The sequence below is a fragment of the Methanomicrobia archaeon genome (assembly GCA_011049045.1).
Taxonomy (GTDB): domain Archaea; phylum Halobacteriota; class Syntropharchaeia; order Alkanophagales; family Methanospirareceae; genus JACGMN01.
This window is the reverse complement of the sequence record DSCO01000017.1, coordinates 1-16,956: the sequence shown is the minus strand read 5'-3', so window position 1 is coordinate 16,956 and position 16,956 is coordinate 1. Positions and strand designations below refer to the sequence as shown.

Annotated in this window: 17 protein-coding genes and 5 pseudogenes; 12 read left to right on the top strand and 10 right to left on the bottom strand. The window is 52.1% G+C overall.

Annotated features, from left to right (window positions below; genetic code table 11):
• Nucleotides 1-98: 98 nt before the first annotated feature.
• The 6 genes from ENN68_01515 to ENN68_01490 all read right to left on the bottom strand — a co-directional run bounded on the left by ENN68_01515 (nt 99) and on the right by ENN68_01490 (nt 4,183).
• Nucleotides 99-875 carry a 1-(5-phosphoribosyl)-5-[(5-phosphoribosylamino)methylideneamino]imidazole-4-carboxamide isomerase gene (locus tag ENN68_01515; protein ID HDS44769.1) on the bottom strand — a complete coding sequence of 259 codons (777 nt, stop codon included), beginning with the start codon at nt 873-875 and terminating at the stop codon, nt 99-101.
• Between the two features lie 70 nt (nt 876-945).
• Nucleotides 946-1,647: a transcription initiation factor IIB gene (gene tfb, locus ENN68_01510; GenBank protein HDS44768.1), complete on the bottom strand. Its 702-nt coding sequence runs from the start codon at nt 1,645-1,647 to the stop codon at nt 946-948.
• A gap of 54 nt (nt 1,648-1,701) precedes the next feature.
• A complete protein-coding gene (locus ENN68_01505; GenBank protein HDS44767.1) occupies nt 1,702-1,944 on the bottom strand; it encodes an H/ACA RNA-protein complex protein Gar1 in 243 nt (80 codons plus the stop codon).
• A gap of 130 nt (nt 1,945-2,074) precedes the next feature.
• Nucleotides 2,075-2,890 carry a hypothetical protein gene (locus ENN68_01500; protein ID HDS44766.1) on the bottom strand — a complete coding sequence of 272 codons (816 nt, stop codon included), beginning with the start codon at nt 2,888-2,890 and terminating at the stop codon, nt 2,075-2,077.
• Between the two features lie 251 nt (nt 2,891-3,141).
• Nucleotides 3,142-3,720 carry a DUF655 domain-containing protein gene (locus ENN68_01495; GenBank protein HDS44765.1) on the bottom strand — a complete coding sequence of 193 codons (579 nt, stop codon included), beginning with the start codon at nt 3,718-3,720 and terminating at the stop codon, nt 3,142-3,144.
• An 88-nt stretch (nt 3,721-3,808) separates the two neighbouring features.
• A complete protein-coding gene (locus ENN68_01490; GenBank protein HDS44764.1) occupies nt 3,809-4,183 on the bottom strand; it encodes an RNA polymerase Rpb4 family protein in 375 nt (124 codons plus the stop codon).
• A gap of 124 nt (nt 4,184-4,307) precedes the next feature.
• Between ENN68_01490 and ENN68_01485 the strand changes: the two genes are divergently transcribed.
• Nucleotides 4,308-5,555 (top strand): adenosylhomocysteinase, encoded by a 1,248-nt coding sequence (locus ENN68_01485; GenBank protein HDS44763.1) that lies wholly within the window; start codon nt 4,308-4,310, stop codon nt 5,553-5,555.
• Nucleotides 5,556-5,774: 219 nt separating this feature from the next.
• Here the strand turns inward: ENN68_01485 and ENN68_01480 are convergent, their stop codons facing one another.
• The gene (locus ENN68_01480; GenBank protein ID HDS44762.1) at nt 5,775-7,019 is read right to left on the bottom strand and encodes a 2,3-bisphosphoglycerate-independent phosphoglycerate mutase; all 1,245 of its coding nucleotides are present in this window, start codon (nt 7,017-7,019) and stop codon (nt 5,775-5,777) included.
• Between ENN68_01480 and ENN68_01475 the strand changes: the two genes are divergently transcribed.
• From ENN68_01475 to ENN68_01455, 5 genes are all read left to right on the top strand, one after another.
• A complete protein-coding gene (locus ENN68_01475) occupies nt 6,925-8,031 on the top strand; it encodes a hypothetical protein (GenBank protein ID HDS44761.1) in 1,107 nt (368 codons plus the stop codon). The genes ENN68_01480 and ENN68_01475 overlap by 95 nt on opposite strands.
• A 30-nt stretch (nt 8,032-8,061) precedes the next feature.
• On the top strand, nt 8,062-8,613 hold the full coding sequence (locus ENN68_01470) for an ArsR family transcriptional regulator (protein ID HDS44760.1): 552 nt from the start codon (nt 8,062-8,064) through the stop codon (nt 8,611-8,613).
• 63 nt (nt 8,614-8,676) lie between these two features.
• A complete protein-coding gene (gene glmS / locus ENN68_01465; GenBank protein ID HDS44759.1) occupies nt 8,677-10,440 on the top strand; it encodes a glutamine--fructose-6-phosphate transaminase (isomerizing) in 1,764 nt (587 codons plus the stop codon).
• Nucleotides 10,441-10,570: 130 nt separating this feature from the next.
• On the top strand, nt 10,571-10,960 hold the full coding sequence (locus ENN68_01460) for a HEPN domain-containing protein (protein HDS44758.1): 390 nt from the start codon (nt 10,571-10,573) through the stop codon (nt 10,958-10,960).
• On the top strand, nt 10,905-11,264 hold the full coding sequence (locus tag ENN68_01455; GenBank protein ID HDS44757.1) for a nucleotidyltransferase domain-containing protein: 360 nt from the start codon (nt 10,905-10,907) through the stop codon (nt 11,262-11,264). The genes ENN68_01460 and ENN68_01455 overlap by 56 nt, the downstream gene beginning before the upstream one ends.
• A gap of 345 nt (nt 11,265-11,609) precedes the next feature.
• Here the strand turns inward: ENN68_01455 and ENN68_01450 are convergent, their stop codons facing one another.
• Nucleotides 11,610-12,050, bottom strand: a complete 441-nt coding sequence (locus ENN68_01450; protein ID HDS44756.1) for a hypothetical protein — start codon at nt 12,048-12,050, stop codon at nt 11,610-11,612.
• Nucleotides 12,047-12,361, bottom strand: coding sequence for a hypothetical protein (locus ENN68_01445; GenBank protein ID HDS44755.1), 315 nt, complete (start codon nt 12,359-12,361; stop codon nt 12,047-12,049). The genes ENN68_01450 and ENN68_01445 overlap by 4 nt, the downstream gene beginning before the upstream one ends.
• Before the next feature lie 97 nt (nt 12,362-12,458).
• On the opposite strand from ENN68_01445, the gene ENN68_01440 reads away from it, so the two are divergent.
• The 5 genes and pseudogenes from ENN68_01440 (at nt 12,459) to ENN68_01420 (ending at nt 14,917) form a co-directional block, all read left to right on the top strand.
• Nucleotides 12,459-13,148: a hypothetical protein gene (locus ENN68_01440; protein HDS44754.1), complete on the top strand. Its 690-nt coding sequence runs from the start codon at nt 12,459-12,461 to the stop codon at nt 13,146-13,148.
• A 326-nt stretch (nt 13,149-13,474) separates the two neighbouring features.
• A pseudogene (locus ENN68_01435) lies at nt 13,475-13,822 on the top strand (hypothetical protein).
• 85 nt (nt 13,823-13,907) lie between these two features.
• Nucleotides 13,908-14,090: pseudogene (locus ENN68_01430) on the top strand (type II toxin-antitoxin system HicB family antitoxin).
• Nucleotides 14,091-14,222: 132 nt separating this feature from the next.
• Nucleotides 14,223-14,606 (top strand): nucleotidyltransferase domain-containing protein, encoded by a 384-nt coding sequence (locus ENN68_01425; protein HDS44753.1) that lies wholly within the window; start codon nt 14,223-14,225, stop codon nt 14,604-14,606.
• Nucleotides 14,539-14,917: pseudogene (locus ENN68_01420) on the top strand (HEPN domain-containing protein). The gene ENN68_01425 and the pseudogene ENN68_01420 overlap by 68 nt, the downstream one beginning before the upstream one ends.
• 64 nt (nt 14,918-14,981) lie before the next feature.
• Here the strand turns inward: ENN68_01420 and ENN68_01415 are convergent.
• Nucleotides 14,982-16,011 (bottom strand): annotated as a pseudogene (locus ENN68_01415) (IS630 family transposase).
• Between the two features lie 378 nt (nt 16,012-16,389).
• Between ENN68_01415 and ENN68_01410 the strand changes: the two are divergent.
• A pseudogene (locus ENN68_01410) lies at nt 16,390-16,557 on the top strand (type II toxin-antitoxin system HicB family antitoxin).
• The last annotated feature ends 399 nt before the right edge of the window (nt 16,558-16,956 follow it).

Sequence of the window (16,956 nt, the reverse complement as noted above, 5' to 3'; positions counted from 1 at the left end):
TCCTGTCGGCGGCGTTTACGAAATAGTTTGTAGCCCCCAGCATGCGGTCTATCTATCGAACTTCCGTTCGAGCCTTTCAGTGCGCCATACCGGACCGCTTATTCCTGGAATTGTTGTATGAGCGCGGCGAAATCGAGATTGCCCTTGTACAACGCGCTCCCGAGTACTGCGCCACAAGCACCTGCAGCTTTTATTTGTGCTATATCCGCAGAACTGCTGACGCCGCCTGCGATGACGACCGGAACGCGCACCGAGCGAACGAACTCTTGCACGATTTTCGGCTCGATCCCGCGCATCAGTCCTTCGACATCGATGTTCGTAAAGAGTAAGCTGCCAGCGCCCAACTCTTCAGCCTGCTGTGCTGCTTCTGTCGCCTTCACCCCGGTTAGTTCTCGCCAGCCGTCGATCGCCACGGCTCCACCGCGCACATCAAACGCGACCATAACGCGCTGGGCCGAAAACGCCGTGACAATATCACGTATGAGTTCCGGTAAGTGCAGCGCTGCGGTCCCGAAGATAATGCGATCCACGCCCTTTCCGGAACAGAGCTCGAGGAGTTTCACCGCAGCTTCGTACGTTCGAATCCCACCGCCCACCTCGATCTTCGCGCGACCCTGCGCTCCAATGGTCTCAGCGATGCGCACTACCAGCTCGAAATTGGTCTGCTTCTCCTGTAGTGCCGCATCGAGATCGATGATATGAAGCCGCTTCGCACCGAGCTGCACCCAGTGCGCGGCAATCTCCACGGGATCCTGCGTGGTCGAGAAGATCACCGCATCTTTTTTGCCCTGCCGCAGCTGGACGCATCTGCCGCCCTTCAAGTCCACTGCGGGAATGACATCAAAAGCCCGCGTTGCTCGTCTGCGTCGCTCCATGAGGATAAGAGGAAGTTACGAGCATTTATTGCATTGTTATTCATTCGTTCGCTGGGAGTGAACGCTCCAGTTACTCCACCTGCAAGCCGAGCTCACGTGCGAGCTCTTTGTAGCGTACCCGTAAGGTCACCTCGGTAACGCCGGTGGCCTCGGCAACGTCCTTTTGCGTCTTCCGATCGCCACAGAGGATCGCCGCGATGTAAATAGCTGATGCTGCAATGCCCGTCGGCCCTCGGCCACTGGTGATATGCTTCTCAACTGCTTCGTTTATGATCACCAGCGCACGTTGCTCGACCGTCTTTGCCAAATTCAGCTTCGCACAGAATCGCCTCACGTAATCGCGGGGATGTGCAGGAACAAGGCGCATATCGAGACGACTGGCCAGTAATTTGCTTGTCTTTATGATATCCTTGCGACCCACGTTCGTAGCGTTCTCGATCTCGTCGAGCGTTCTCGGCACGTTTTCCTTACGGCAGGCCATATAAATGGACGCAGCCAGTATCTTCTCAATGGACCGGCCGTGGATCAAATCGTGCTCCCATGCTTCCCGGTAAATCGTCAAGCTCTCTTCTCGAGTCTGTTCGGGAATAACGAGTAGCGCGGAGAGCCGCTCGATCTCGTCCTGTGCACGTAGCCGCTGTTTGCCAATCGTGCGACTCAATTTCTTACGGCGCTGACGCTCGCTGAGCCGCTGTAATCGCTCTCGATCAAGCTCTGATCTTTTCCGTGTCTCCTCCGCACGTTCCGACTTCTCCCCTTCCTCGAGCATCATCGCCTTTCTACTCCTGCCCCGCGCTTCGCTTCGCTGAACTCAGCTCAGCTCAGCTCAGCGAAGAAACACAGTCATCTGCGGCAGCTCTTCGCGCTTCACAGAAGCAAAGACCTTTATACTTACGTAGGGATGGCCAACGGGCCCGAAGACGTCGTAGACCGTGCCAATCTGCTGCTTCTCCGCGGTCACGACGGTCGCATTGAGCACGCGCTTGATATTGAGCTTCCCAGACCGGACAATCACCTGATCGTTCAGCACGTGAAGCACGGTTCCCAGTCGCTTGCCCTTCGTAGCCATACTTACGTAAAGGTAATCGGAACGAATATATAAAGTTTACGGAATGTTTTTAAATCTAGCGTATGAAGAACTGGCCTGACGCGCGGGGTAAAAGGGGTATGCATGAGCCAGCAAACACGAGCGGACAACCTTACAGAACCATGTAGGAGACCGCTTCTCCGATGCTCGCCACCTCCTGCACCTCCATCGAATCACCCATATACTCGTCGAGATCGATTTCTCTGGGCGTGTAATAGACGCGCGAGAAGGAGAAGCCGAATATCTGCTGCTCTTCCACCTGCTGCTCGTAATACACGATCGTTTTCTGACCGTAAGGAACGAGTAAGAGCGAGATATTGTGCTTCTCAGCCGCGACCGCTTTATCGAACACACCGCCGACCTGACCGATAGAGCCGTCTTCTTCGATCGTTCCGGTAAGAACACCGTCGAGCCGCACCGACTTCCCCTCGAGCGCGGCGATTGTGGCGATGGTCGTCGCCGCGCCCGCTGACGGGCCGCCGATCACGGTACCGTTGATCGCGAAGGAAATGAGGATGTCCTTATCCGTTATATTCACCTGTGAAAACGCCGCCGCGGCCTCCACAGCTTCCCGGATAGAGTATTGCGTGTCCGGCTCGACGAAGGGGTCTGTATTCACCAGCACGTTTCCCGTTCCTTCTTTCAGCTCGACCGTAACCGTGCCCATCAGGCCCTGGCGGGTGTCGCTGGCCACCGCGACGATGTTCGCGCTCGTCCGACTGTCCGCGCGGGTCTGATTGGCACGGACGAACGGTTCAACGATTTGAGGCGGTTCGGTTTTGGCCGGCTGGAGTTCGAGCAGGTGCTCAATAAGCGCTCGCTGCGCTTCAAGCTGCAGCTGCTGGTGCTGATACAGGAGGTATGATGTGGAGACCGAAAGAATGAGCAGCAGAGTAAGCACAATAATAACGGTGTTTTTGCGGTCCATGCTGAGTGCTCACCTTTTCTTATCTCGCTTTATTAGAGAGCGCCGCTTCTGCGAATGCTCAACCAGAGCCTTACTCATCCCACTCAGAACGGTAGATCTCGAGATCATCATGCTTTTCTCGGCTGGACGAGTTCCCGCAATCTACAGATCAGCGGCATAGGGCTTCTTTTGGGCTTAGTCTTGCCGGTAGTTACTTGACGGCGCTTATCGCCGCTCTCCGTGCTCCACATGAGCGCAAGCCAAAAGACCCACTAGGGCGTAAAGAGCCGGTACTTGATGTGCTCATCGATGATCTCGTCCTCGATCCGTTTTGCGAGTATCTTCTCGGGGTGATGGAGCCCTTTCACGCGTTTGGTGAGGTCGTCGAAGCTGGCGAATTCGCCCTTCTTCCGCTCCTCCACGATCGCCCACATCAATTTCTTCCCGATACCGGGGAAGAGATCGAGCGTATGCAGTCGCGTCGTGATGGGTTTCGCATTGTTAAAGGCCTTGATGAACCGCTCCTCGTTCTCTTCAACGATGATCACCAGGACGTAATGCAGCTCAACCCTCGCCGTTGGCGTTAGCTCCTCGTATCGCAAGCGCTTGATGACGTGATCGATCTTCTCACGTTCGCCCTCGCCGATATACACGCGCTCATAAAGCTCAAAGACTTTATCCTTCTTCGGAGAAAGCTCGATCAAGACGAACTGCTCTTCACCCACTGCCTGAGCCAGCGGCTTTTTCTGATAGACCGGCCGACCGTCATCAAGATGGCCGTAGTGGAGGAAATCGAGGATGCGTGCGTATATCTCTTTCCGCTTCTGCCGTCCGGCGGTACTTTTCTCCATCTTCCCCCGCTTCTCATGCGGATAGCCTCTCATCCTTTAATCTCCTCCTAAAAGGCGCTCCTGCTTACGAAGAATCTCAATCAAATACTCACTCGTGCTTCGCGATGGCGTCCAGGACACTCTCGATGTCCGCCTCGGTGAGCGTGAAGCGCTCCTTCGCGTAGATCGCCCGCACCTCGTTCGGGCTCTTGGGCACCAAATCAGCAATTCGTACCGCAATGCTCTCCTTCATCTTGGGTAACTCGCGCAACTCATCAACCAGTGCACGGGAACTTTCTGCACTCAGTTTCGCGAATTTCGAGGTATGCTCAGAGGCTTTCCTTCGCTCGTACCGGATCTCCTCCGTCGCGCCCTCTTCTTCCTTCTCCGCGCCCCTGGCACGGGGGGCCCGCAGAGCTTGCAGGGTTTCTTTAGCCTCAGCCAGCGTCAGGACGCTTTCATCAAGTATCTCTTTTACGATCATGATCTGGTTCCCCTTTTCCTACCCACGCACTACACTACTCGGGTAGCCATTACAAAGATAAAAGGGTTTTTATTATAGTATCAGAAATCCATGGTTCATCAGTCACCGGTGGGTAGTATAATTAATGCGCGATTTTGTGGTTAAGGACATAACCCTTGCGAACGAGGGTCGGAATCGGATCGAATGGGCACGACGGCAGATGCCGGTGCTGCAGTTATTACGAGCGCGTTATAAAGCGGAGCACCCCCTTGCCGGCGTGAAGATCACCGCCTGCCTCCATGTCACGGTGGAAACGGCGAATCTCATCCTGACGCTCCGCGACGGTGGTGCGCAGATCGCGTTAACGGGCTCGAACCCGCTCAGCACGCAGGATGATGTCGCTGCCGCGCTCGCGGCTGACGGTATCCACGTCTACGCCTTCCGGGGTGAAAATGAGCAGGAGTACTACGCGTGTCTGGACGAAGCGTTGGCGCACGGGCCCGAGATCATCCTTGATGATGGCGCGGATACGATCGCGCGGGTACACGAGCGCGGTATTGCGGGCATCATCGGCGCTTGCGAAGAGACGACGACCGGAGTTATTCGGTTACGAGCGCTCTCCGCGGCTGGAAAGCTCGAATTTCCGGTCATCGCGGTTAACGACGCGGAGACGAAGATGATGTTCGATAACCGCTACGGTACCGGACAATCAACTCTGCACGGCATCATGAACGCGACGAACTTCCTGTTCGCCGGCAAGACGGTCGTCGTTGTGGGCTATGGCTGGTGCGGTCGCGGCGTCGCACTGCGGGCGCGGGGGCTCGGATCGAAGGTGGTGGTGGTGGAGGCCAATCCGCGGAAGGCGCTTGAGGCGCATATGGATGGCTATTACGTGATGCCGATGAAGGAGGCGGCGAAGGTCGGCGATCTGTTCATCACGGTCACCGGTGACATCTCCGCGATACGGCGGGAGCATTTCGAGCTGATGAGGGACGGCGCTCTCATCGCGAATGCCGGGCATTTCAACGTCGAGATCAATATTCCGGACCTTGAAGCGCTTGCTGTAGCCAGTAAGGAGGCAAAAGCCGAGGTGCGGGAGTATTGCATGGAGGACGGACGGCGGTTATATGTACTCGCGGAAGGCCGGCTCGTGAATCTTGCCGCCGCGTTCGGGCATCCGCCGGAGGTCATGGACATGAGCTTCGCGAATCAGGCCTTATGCGTTCGCTACATCGTGGAGCAGCAGGGGCGACTGCGTAACGAGGTATATACCGTGCCGCGGGAGCTTGATGAGCAGGTAGCGCGCATGAAGTTGGATGCGCTGGGCATCGAGATCGAAGAACTGACCGCCGAGCAGCGGACGTATCTCAGCTCCTGGGAGTTGGGCACGTGAACAAGCAGTGTCCCGCGTGAAATTGGGGGAGGGATCCATCCCGTTGAAATAGCCGCGCGGGGTTCGTTACTGTTCGGAGGTAACGGCTGTGGAAGCGGCGGGAAGCGGAGATTTTAGCGGCCGCGGAAGAGGAGCTGAGGTGAAGTGAAGTGAAGTGCTCCTTCATCCGTCTGGCGTAGAAGAGTCGCGGCGCTGCGGACTCGCCTTCCAGGAGGGAGATCAGGAGCCGTACATCACGTAATAGCCCATAAAGTCGGCCAGTATGGGCATCAAATCGAGCCCCCTTATCCGGTTCAAGCCGCCGGACGCGACCGAGAGCTCGTCGAATTTCGTGACGTTGTCCGTCCGCACCCCCGTGCCATGTATGAGAAGGGGAACGGGATCACTGCAATGCCTTTTTATGGCTACGGGCGTGCTGTGGTCGCCGGTAACGGCAAGGTATGCCCCGGCGTCTTTGAGTAGTGCCACAAGCTCAGCGTCCACCCGCTCTATGATCGCTTTCTTGCCCTCGAAATCGCCGTCGTGGCCGTGATTATCGGTATCCTTCACGTGCAGGAAGACGAAGTCGTGCTCTTCCAGTGCCTGTAACGCCGCCTTCGCCTTGTTCGTTAAGTTCGTATCTGCCTTACCGGTCGCACCGTCCACCGGTAAAACGTCCATACCGACGTACTGCGCAACGCCCTTATAGAGTGAGGCGCCGGCGACGCACGCGGCGCTGAAACCGAAGCGTTCATGAAGCGACGTGATCGGCTCGGGCGTGCCCGCACCGCGCATCAATATGATATTCGCGGGCAGTTCACCCTTCTGTCTCCGTTCCGCATTTATCGGATGCTCGTTAAGGAGCTCGTAACTGAGCTTGATGAAGGTATTTACGATACGCGCGGTCTTCCGCTCGGCCGCGCCGTCCTTCAGGGGCTTACAGTCCTGTACGAGCGCCCCGGCCACGTGCGAATCCACATCGGAGACATAGCGCGAGAGCCCCTCGCCGTTCATGACAACGGCGCAGCGATGTTGCGTGGTATTTTTCAGTGTGATTCTGACATCCTCGATGTCGAGCCCATCGAGCAGCGCAGCCAGTTCCTTGCTCCCCTTTCTACCTGCTCGCCTATCGAGCACACGCATTTCGGCGTCCACGGTCGCGAAATTAGCGCGAAAGGCCACGTCGCCCGCATGCAGCGGTATGTCCGCGCCGAGCGCTTCAAAGACACCCCGGCCGGGATAATTATGGTACGGATCATAGCCAAAGAGTGCAAGATGCGCCGTGTCGCTACCGGGTACGATACCCGGAGAGATAATATCCAGCAAGCCGGAGATACCCGCTGTGCAGAGTGCATCCAAATGTGGCGTATCTGCCGCCTGGAGCGGGGTCATGCCCTGTACAGAAGGACGATCACCGAGGCCGTCGCAGACCAATAATATCGCCTTCTTCGAATCAGAATTGGATTTCGTGTTTGCGCTCGTCATCTTATTATTGTTCTTAGCAGTTAACGGTAATAAAACGTGCTATTTTTTAATAGATAGGAGATATGCTATGCTGGCTGAGCGGAAACGGGCGGCCCTGAGATCGAAATTCATCGGTGCACTCCTCGGCACGGCCATTGGGGACGCATTAGGCGCGCCGCTGGAAGGTTGGAGCAGCGCGCGGGTCGTAAAGGTCTACGGTGATGCGGGACGGTTAGAGCTGGTAGGAGGTCGTTATACTGACGACACCGAGCAGATGATCGGCGTGGCGGAGTCGTTAGTCAGGCATGCTGGTTTTGATGGTGCGGATATGGCGCGAACGCTCGTTCGTAACATGAACCCGAAGCGTGGCTACGGCCCGGGCTCGCGAGCCGCATTCGAACGACTGCGAGCGGGTGCCCGGTGGGACGAAGCGGCGCAGGGCCTGTTCGGGGGTAGGGGCTCATATGGCAATGGTGCCGCGATGCGCATTGCGCCCGTGGGGCTCCTGTATTATGCTGATAGGAAGAAACTGAGAGAAGTCGCATACTGTTCGAGCCAGATAACACATACGCACGAGCTGGGTAAAGAAGGTGCAGCGCTACAGGCGTTCGCGATCGCGCTGGCGTTACGCGATGAGCGCGATGAGATGCTGTCTCAGCTCGAGGATTTTGTGCAGCACGAGCTCTATAAGGAGAAGCTCAGGCGCATGGAGCGGCTTTTACGAGCTGGAGCACGGAGCGGTGAGATCATTGCCGAGCTGGGCAATGGCATGGCTGCGTTCGACTCGGTGCCCACGGCGATCTATTCCTTCCTGCGGTATGAAGACTTTGAGCGCAGTGTCGCCTCTGCGATACGTTTGGGCGGCGATACCGATACGATCGGCGCCATGACGGGCGCGATCTGCGGCGCATACTACGGCGACCAGGCGATCCCGAGCGAATGGCTGGCACGGCTCGAAGACGAGGAGAAGGGGAAGCGATACATAGCACAGCTAGCAGAAGAGTTATATTATATAACTACTGCAGAGCAATAGCTATAAGCTAGATTACTTATAGTTTGAATCATGAGCGGAGGAAGTGTACCGGTGATCTTCAAAGCGCTGAGTAGTAAGACGCGGATGGAGATGCTGCGGCTTTTGCTGCAAGACGAGTATCATATCTCCGGTCTGGCGAATGAACTGGGCATCTCGGTACCCGTGGCTGCGAAGCATGTCAAGCGCTTAGAGGATGCCGATCTGGTGCATCGCAAGGCCTTTGGACGGACGCACGTGCTCTCCGCGAACCGGAAGCGGCTGTACGACGCGATGGATACGTTCAGTGGGGATTACGAAGTGCACACGCAGAGGGGTATAAATATCCTGGATGCGCTGAAGGAGGTTGACGGGATCGGGATCAAGAAAGTAGGAGATAAGGAGTTCATTGCGTCAATCGACGGCGAGGAAGGTTTTTACATCTATGAGGTAAACGGCAAATCCCCGGCGGTGCCCATCAACGAGTATACGATGGATGATGGCGGGGAGATCCAGATAAAGCGGTTGGTGCCGGTACTTACGAAGCGCGTTAGGGTGAGGATCCCCCCGGCGGAGAACACGGTAAAGAAACGAGGTCGTGAGTGAGGTTCGGATCAGACCGGCGATAGCAAGTTTTATTTACTTGAAGGCGGGTATAGAGAAAGATCGATGTGCGGTATTATCGGGTACATCGGACTCAAGCAAGCGTTTCCGTACCTGACGAGCGGTCTGGAAAAGCTGGAGTATCGTGGCTACGATTCGGCCGGTATTGCGCTCTGCGCTGCTGAGCTGCAGTTGCAGAAAGCTGTGGGAAAACTGAGTGAGATCTCATTCGAAGCTGGAGAGGGGACGATAGGAATCGCCCATACCCGGTGGGCGACGCACGGTAAAGTTTCCATTGGGAACGCGCACCCACATACAGACTGCAATAATGAGATCGCGATCGTTCATAACGGCATAATAGAAAATTACCGGGAACTGAAAGCGTGCTTGATCGAGAACGGGCATACGTTCAGATCTGAAACAGACTCTGAGACGATTGCGCACCTCGTGGAGGAGTTCATGAAGCGCGGCTTCGAGTTTGAGGATGCGTTTCGTAACGCGTTGCGACTGCTCGAAGGGAGCTATACCATTCTCGCGATACGGAACGGTGAGCGGAAGCTCCTTGGTGCGCGAAAAGGCTCGCGGTCACTCTGTATCGGTATCGGAGCAGACGGGATCTTCCCCTCGTCCGATGTGCTCGCGTTCCTGGAGTGGACGGATAAAGTCATCTATCTGAGAAGTGGCGATGTCTTCGTCGCGGACGATAACCAGACAGTGCGGATTTACAATTTAACCGATGGTCGAGCGGTAACACGCCCGGTGGACTGCATCACGTGCAATGCGGAAGAGGCAAAGAAGTGCGGGTTCGAGCACTTCATGCTGAAGGAACTCAGTGAGCAGGATGAGACGCTGCTCAGAGCGTTACAGCAGGAGGAAGACGGAGTGCGGAGCATCTGTGATACGATGCGCCACGCGTTTGGCACGTTCTTCATCGGCTGTGGATCCAGTTATCACGCGTGTCTGGCTGGCAGCTACCTCTTCTCGAAGATCGCGAAGGTGCACGTGAATACCGTCCTGGCCTCGGAATTCGAGCATTATGAGGACTTTCTAACGGATGACACGTTAGTTTTGGCCATCTCGCAATCGGGCGAGACCGCGGACGTTTTGGATGCGGTGAACGCGGCGAAGCGGCGTGGCAGCAAGGTCGTAGGGATCGTGAACCGCGAGGGCTCGATCCTCACGCGGGAGAGCGACGCGCTCCTGATGATGAAAAGCGGGCTTGAACTCTGCGTGCTCTCCACGAAGACCTACACGTCACAGGTCGTGCTCATGGCACTGCTCGCCTATGCACTGGCAGATAAGTACGAGGACGGCTTGAAGAAGCTCGGGAGCCTGTATATCGATATTTTTAACCTGACTTCGCGAACGATGCGTGAGTATCTGGAGCAGCTCGCTGCGCAGCTCTATAATAAGGATCATATCTATCTCATCGGCCGCGAGCTGCAGTATGCGACCGCTTTGGAGGCGGCGTTGAAGATAAAGGAGGTCTCATACATCCATGCGGAAGCGTTCGCCGGCGGTGAGCTGAAGCACGGGCCGCTGGCGCTGATCGAGGAAGGCACCCCGTGCATCGTCTTCGTTGCCGCGGAGAACAAGGCGAAGATACTCTCGAACGCGGAGGAGATAAAGAGCCGCGGCGGGTACATCATTGGAGTCGCTCCGGAACGCGAGGCGATCTTCGATTTCTGGATCAAAGTCCCGGAAGCGGAGGAACTGAACCCGATCATTCAGATCATCCCGATGCAGGTGCTCGCTTACGAGCTTGCGGTGCTGCGCGGGCTCGATCCCGATAAGCCGCGGAACCTGGCGAAGAGCGTGACCGTGAGCTAAACGGAACGGACGACTCAGGACGGTTTTATTAACGGCGAATACCTACAGACTATAATACATACCATTCTCTGAGCTGAACTAACCGGAAGGATTGAGCTCTGAAGAAGCAGACGATGCTTGAGCGCTAACTATGCCAGAGAGAAGCAAAGACTGGATGGATCAAGCAGAGCGTGATTTACACGTAGCGGAAGAGCTGCTGCATGATGAAATATATGAATGGTCCTGTTTTGTTGCGCACCAAGCGGCGGAGAAAGCGTTGAAAGCGGTATTCCAGAAGTTCCATGCGGTTGCCTGGGGTCATTCGATCTTAGACCTTTTGAAAGCACTGGCGCGGCGCGAGGCGGTACATGAGGACCTGTTTCAGTGTGCCCGGAGTTTAGACAAATATTATGTCCCCACCCGATATCCGAATGGTTTTGAATCCGGAAGCCCGTACGAATATTTCACACGGGAGGATGCAGAGCATGCAATCGTTTATAGTCGAAGAATCATTGAATTCTGTCAAGGTTTTCTGGCTTGACCAGGAGCGTTTGCGAGCGGAGCTGTACAGAACCGCCCAGAAAGTGGGTACGGGGGATAAGAACGTCGTGAAGATCGTCTTATTTGGGTCGCTCGCGGAGAACCGTGCCGTGCCGGGCAGTGACGCAGATATTTTAATTATATTGAAACAGTCAAGTGCACCGTTTTTGACGCGCATAGAGGAATGGAGCGAGAAGTTCTCGGTAGATTTCCCGATCGAACTTTTCCCGTACACCGAGGAGGAGTTAGATAATCCTGTTGTGCAGAATGCGATGATCAAGGGTATTACCTTATTTGAACAATAGGAAGAAAACCATGCAGCAGGTACTGTTTACTGATTTAAACTTCAAATTTCAAATCACAAATAACAAAAAATATCAAATATAAAAGTCCTAATTTTCAAAACGGATTTTATTAACGCGCGTTCTATAAAACAGCTTCAGTGTGTGTGCCTCGCCATTTTCTCCTAGTAGCAATCGCGTCACGTTCAGCAATAGTATAAGTTGCAGCTCAGGTTTTATGACCACTTTTCTGTTGCCTGAAGACAGTTATAAGTAAACCTCTCTGAGCGCTTCATAAATATCACGCGCTTGCTCTCGTTTTCTTAACTCCGCCATTCATGTTATCATCGCTGTCTGATGCCGATCGCCCTATCGATTTTCAAGGAACTCCTTTGGTGTTAGGACAGTCACATGAGTGCGATCAACGAACTGCTTCGTATTCCAAGTAACAAATCTTGACGACAGATGTTCTTCTGCAACCGTCAGGATCAATGCGTCTTGAAAGCCCATTTTCAGCGTTATCTTCTGAAATACATGCTCAAAGAGGTTTCCGACAAACTCATTCACCGAGATAAAAGCAGTTGACGGATAGAGTATTTTCACGCCATAAACATCTCCAAATCCTTTAAATAACTTTGTAAGCTCAACTTCATTTAGATTGAACGATGCTATACCGAGCAGTTCGAACAAATTAAATATTGAGGTTGTTTTTTCTTCCGCTTCATTTAAAAACGTTTTGTTAATTTCATACCTATCATCGTTTGGGAATAACTTATCGATGACGAAGATATCAGTATCAATAAAGATCATCTTCGCTTCCTCAAGGTAGCCATGACTTCATCTGTACGTTCACCGAAACGTTCTTTCCACGCTTCACTCTGCCTTACGGTATCCCATAACTCGTCCAGCTCTTCTTTACTGTAGCCGGTCTGCTCGCTTATACCCATAAGCTGCCGTTCGATAAGCACTGCGATACTACTCTTCTTCTCGGTGCCGAAAAAATGTCTCACCGCATCGATCACCACCTCACTCCGATTTTTGTAGAGCCCTTGTTGAACAAGCCCTTCAATCGCTTCAGCCAATTTCTCCGGCATCCTCACTTGTAGTACATTTTTTGACATGCGTTCCCCACCATGGTTTTAGCTACGTTGTAGTACCCTATAAAAGTTACGCGCTCGCTCTCGTGTCCTTGACCGTTTTTTAACATTCGTGCTGATTATGTTTAGGTGCGCAAGCACGGCTCTTAGATTTATCGAGGGAGTACGGGCATCCCGATCATCGTCTTCGCTGCCGCGAAGACTAAGGCGAAGAGCCTTCCTCCTGAACATAGAGGAGGTGGGGTGGAGGTGCGCAAAAGGTTTTTTAGTATCCACCGACTTAATAAGATTTGAAGCCATGCACGCACGAGCGGAGATCATCGCCCGCGGCCAGGTGCAGCGGGTTGGATACCGGGACGAGGGTGAACGAGCCGCGCGTGACCTGGAGCTTACGGGCTATGTGCAGAATGTGAAACCGTACGATGTCAGGATCGTGTGTGAAGGTGAGCGGTCTGCTCTTGACTCGTTTGTTGAGCGGATCAGGATAACAACGTACCCTATCGAGGTGAAAGACCTGGCGATCCGTTTTGAGCATGCAACCGGCGAGTTCGAGTATTTCGAGATAAAACGAGGAGATATGGCAGAGGAACTCGGCGAACGACTCGATCTCGCACGGACCGATATGACCAAAATGATCGGGAAGCAGGATGCTATGCTCGGTAAAATGGACGTGATGATCGAGAAGCAGGATCTGATGATCACCAAACAGGAAGAGACGATAACAGTCATCAAAGAAGAAGGCGAGAAGACCCGAAGTGGGGTGCACCCCATATTTCTCCTTCCAGCATGCCAATCGCCTATTTTATATTGATAACTCTTTTGGTGTTTGGACATTCACATGAGTACGGTCAACGAAATGCTTCGTATTCCGTGTTCGGATTGGGCGTTACAACTAAGGCAGGTTGAAGGATCCTGATTTTATTGCATCTTCTGGCTGCTCGACCTTGACCATTTTGGCGTGTCGGCGGGCCGAAGATTTTGCACGGTCTTTGAGTAGAAGTATGGCTGCACCCTGGAGGAGTTTGAACGTCGGCTGAAGGCCGAGCCGGAGGTTTTTGAACGGTGGGATGTTTATCCCAAGTGGCAGGCGTACCGTGCGAGCTTGCGGGTTAGAGGCCAAATTGCGAGCTATAGAAGATGCTCAAGACGTTAGAATTACTAAAACACAGGCTCTTCACGGGTTATGAAATACTCGATTTCAAACAAGGTAAAGATTTCTATTATCTCAAGATAAAGGCTATATTATTCGATAAGGTAGAGTGAGCTTCATATACGGGAATATGTAAAAGAAATGGACTATCTTTACTCCACTCCTATCACTGGCAAGATTCGAATGGTACCCTGAGAATCAGGTGGGATAACTCACCACACCACCGGCAGATTAGAACGTTTCCCCATCATAAGCATACACCTGAACTTGAAGAATCATATGAAATTGGTTTTGAAGACATCCTCAGGATAATTGAGCGCAGGATAAAAAATTGATAGAGTTCTTTAATCATAGGTTGAGCACCTGAAAGAGGATTGGCGTCCTAATTACTAGATTGCCGAATACATCGAAGCGGCGTTGATGAGAGCGAGGTATGAGCTTATAGAGAATGAGGAGTCGTATTATGGCTAAGTACCCGAGCTCGCCGGGGTGTGGGCGACAGGCAAAACGCTCGAGGAGTGCCGTAAGAATCTGGCTGAGGTGATTGATGGCTGGCTTGCAGTGAGACTGAGGAAGGGGATTGCCCATTCCACCATAGATTAGAACGTCCAGCGCGGGCAATTTCGCGTTTGGTGACATATTCAGGGCGCCAAGAAGCGAGTAATTCGGAAGCTTTATAAGTACCTGTTTTTGTACTATCTTTTAGGGGCACTGGATTTTAGGTTAGGTACGTGCATGGAACTTCAAAAGAGATATCAGAACGTGGTGGCTGAATTCCTCAAGAGGATTCTTGAGCAGTATCGGGAGAGGATAGACGGTGTCATTCTCTTTGGATCAGTAGCGAGGGGCGAGGCGAAAGAGGATTCTGATATTGATATTTTAGTAGTGGGGGATATTACGTTAGATGAGTTAGTTAACATATCATATCCCTTGTTATTAGAACACGGCGAACTTATATCAGCAAAAAACATGGATAAAGATCATTTCAATTTTTTAGTAAAGAATGGATATTCTTTCATAATGAATGTTTTAAAGGAAGGGATAATATTATATGAAAGATTCGGAGAAGCATTTAGAACGAGCAGAGGAGAAGCTCAGATCAGCAAGCCTTTTGTTTGAAAATAATATGTTTACTGATGTTATTAGTGAGGCCTATTATTCGATGTTTCACGCTGCAAAAGCTTTGCTTGCCCTGCGCGGTCTTTTTTCGAAGACACATACAGGTGTAGTCTCTCAGTTCGGTTTGCAATTTGTTAACGAAGGTCTTATTGAAGAATGGTATGCAAAGAGCTTGGCAATAGCACAGACAAAGCGCGAAAAAGCGGATTACGATATTTTTTATGAGCCCAGTAACGAAGAGGCGGAATCAGTACTAGAATGCGGATAAGTTTTTACAGCGAATTAAAGAAGCGATAGAAGCGTTACGGTAAACCGTTAAGGGATTTTAAAGTCACGAATGAGGAAGATCTTTGCATATATCGCTCGCGTTTATAGTTAAGGACCAAACAATTTATACTTAACCTCTTGGTCTAGAAATCGTTCTATCCATCCTTGTGCAAAGCTAAGCCGTGACGAAAATGCCTCAAAGTGCTCACGGATCAAACACATCAAATAAGAGAGATCTGGGATAAAGGTCTGAGAGATGACACGTTTGATACTCTTCCATATAAACTCGATCGGATTCAAATCGGGCGAATAAGCTGGCAGATAGACCAGCTTGATGCCACATTCAGCGGCACACGCTTCGGTCAGCTTCGCATGATGTGACATGAAATTATCGAGAAGCACGACAATTCTCCATTTAGGATTGAACGCACGTATCGTTTTCAAAAATTCACACACCGATTCTTTCCGCGAGTCGCATATGAAGTCAATAACTGAGGTGCCATTGAGCGCGTAAAAGCCAAAGGTGTTTGCTCGTATTTTCGTTGTGTTTTTCCATAGTACTGGTTTGCCAAACGACCATAGTCGCTGCGTATTCGCCGTTGTCTGCGGCGAGGTCTCGTCGAGAAATCCAATGATTGTCTCATCATGTATTGTGCCAAGGTTTTTTTAAACATTCTTCTGCATCGGCAGGTCTCCGGTAATCGTGTGCATACGGCTTGGCATACCGCATTCCAAAGTTCCTCAAAATGATTCGTACCTGTTTCAGCGTATACTCGACCCCGAAGGCGTTCCGTATGTACTCGCGGATTTCATTCGTTGTCCAATCATCGCGTTCTTTGAGGTGCATGTAGAGCTGCTCTTTCTGCTCTCCTCGGAGCTTGGATGGTCTACCGCCAGCAAATCGTGGCACTAAACCGGCATAACCCAGCTCATTCCATCGCTTCTGCCAGATGTATCCCACACACTTCGTGATACCGACCTGTCTCGTGGCACACTCAACACTTTCACCCGCATATCGATATTTGATAAAGTAGAGCCGCTTCAAGATTTTTGCATCCTTTTCCAGCGTCTTTATTCGCTTGTCCAGCTCATCAACACTCTCATGTCGCCGAATAGGGATCTGTTCGGGTTTAGACATGATCTAAGATAGGAAAGGTAAGTATTAAAAGTTTAGTGTTTAACTATATACTTAAAGGATCTTAGTTTGAATGGTCGGTCGTCTTTTAGGTGCTCAAGCATTCGAACGTGTGAGGGCGTCCCGAGCATCGTCTTCGTTGCCGCTGATACCACGTTGACGATCCTCTCGAACGTGGAGGTGATAAAGAGCCACGGCACTCCTTGCAGGTGTAGAGAACCTATCGGATTGGGTATTACGGCTAATGCAGGTATGAAATATCATGATTCTGTTACATCTTCTGGCTGGAACGGTGAGGCCGGGGTGAAAACGATTGAAAGACATATTTACTAGCGACTATTTATCTATGTCCTAAGGGGCGAGAGGGAGGAAAGAAGAGAAATGCCACGAGCGATTGAAATCACGGTGGAGTTTACGCCTGATTTGGAAGTCGGAGGCTACGTGGCCTATTGTCCTGAGCTCGATATAGCGACCGAGGGCGAGACGATCGAAGCAGCGATGGCAATGATGAAAGAAGCGGCGGAAGGCTACCTTGAACTCGTGGGACTCGATACGTTGCCGACCCATAGATTTGGGAAGAGGGTAGTAAGGAAGTTGAGCTTGATGGCGAATGTCTAAGTTGCCCGCATACTTTCTTCTCTGAAAAAAGAATCTGTGCTAAGAAAGAGCCCTTTTCGCTTTCGGGAAAAGGGAGAATACAGATGTCGATCTTCTTTGTTATATGGCGCTTTGATGAGAGTGAACGCCATCTAAAGGCCAGCCGGAAGATTTGGATAAGCACGTGAAAGCTAGCAGAACGAAGAGTTAGCGTGACCGTGCGCGAATGAGCTAGTGTCTTGACAATTTATTTTCCAGTCAATATTTATATGTGGGGTACTCCATACTGGTTTCATGAGCAGATTTTCCCTTGCTCCCGACGAGGTAGATTATCTCACTGGTTTTGTGAAG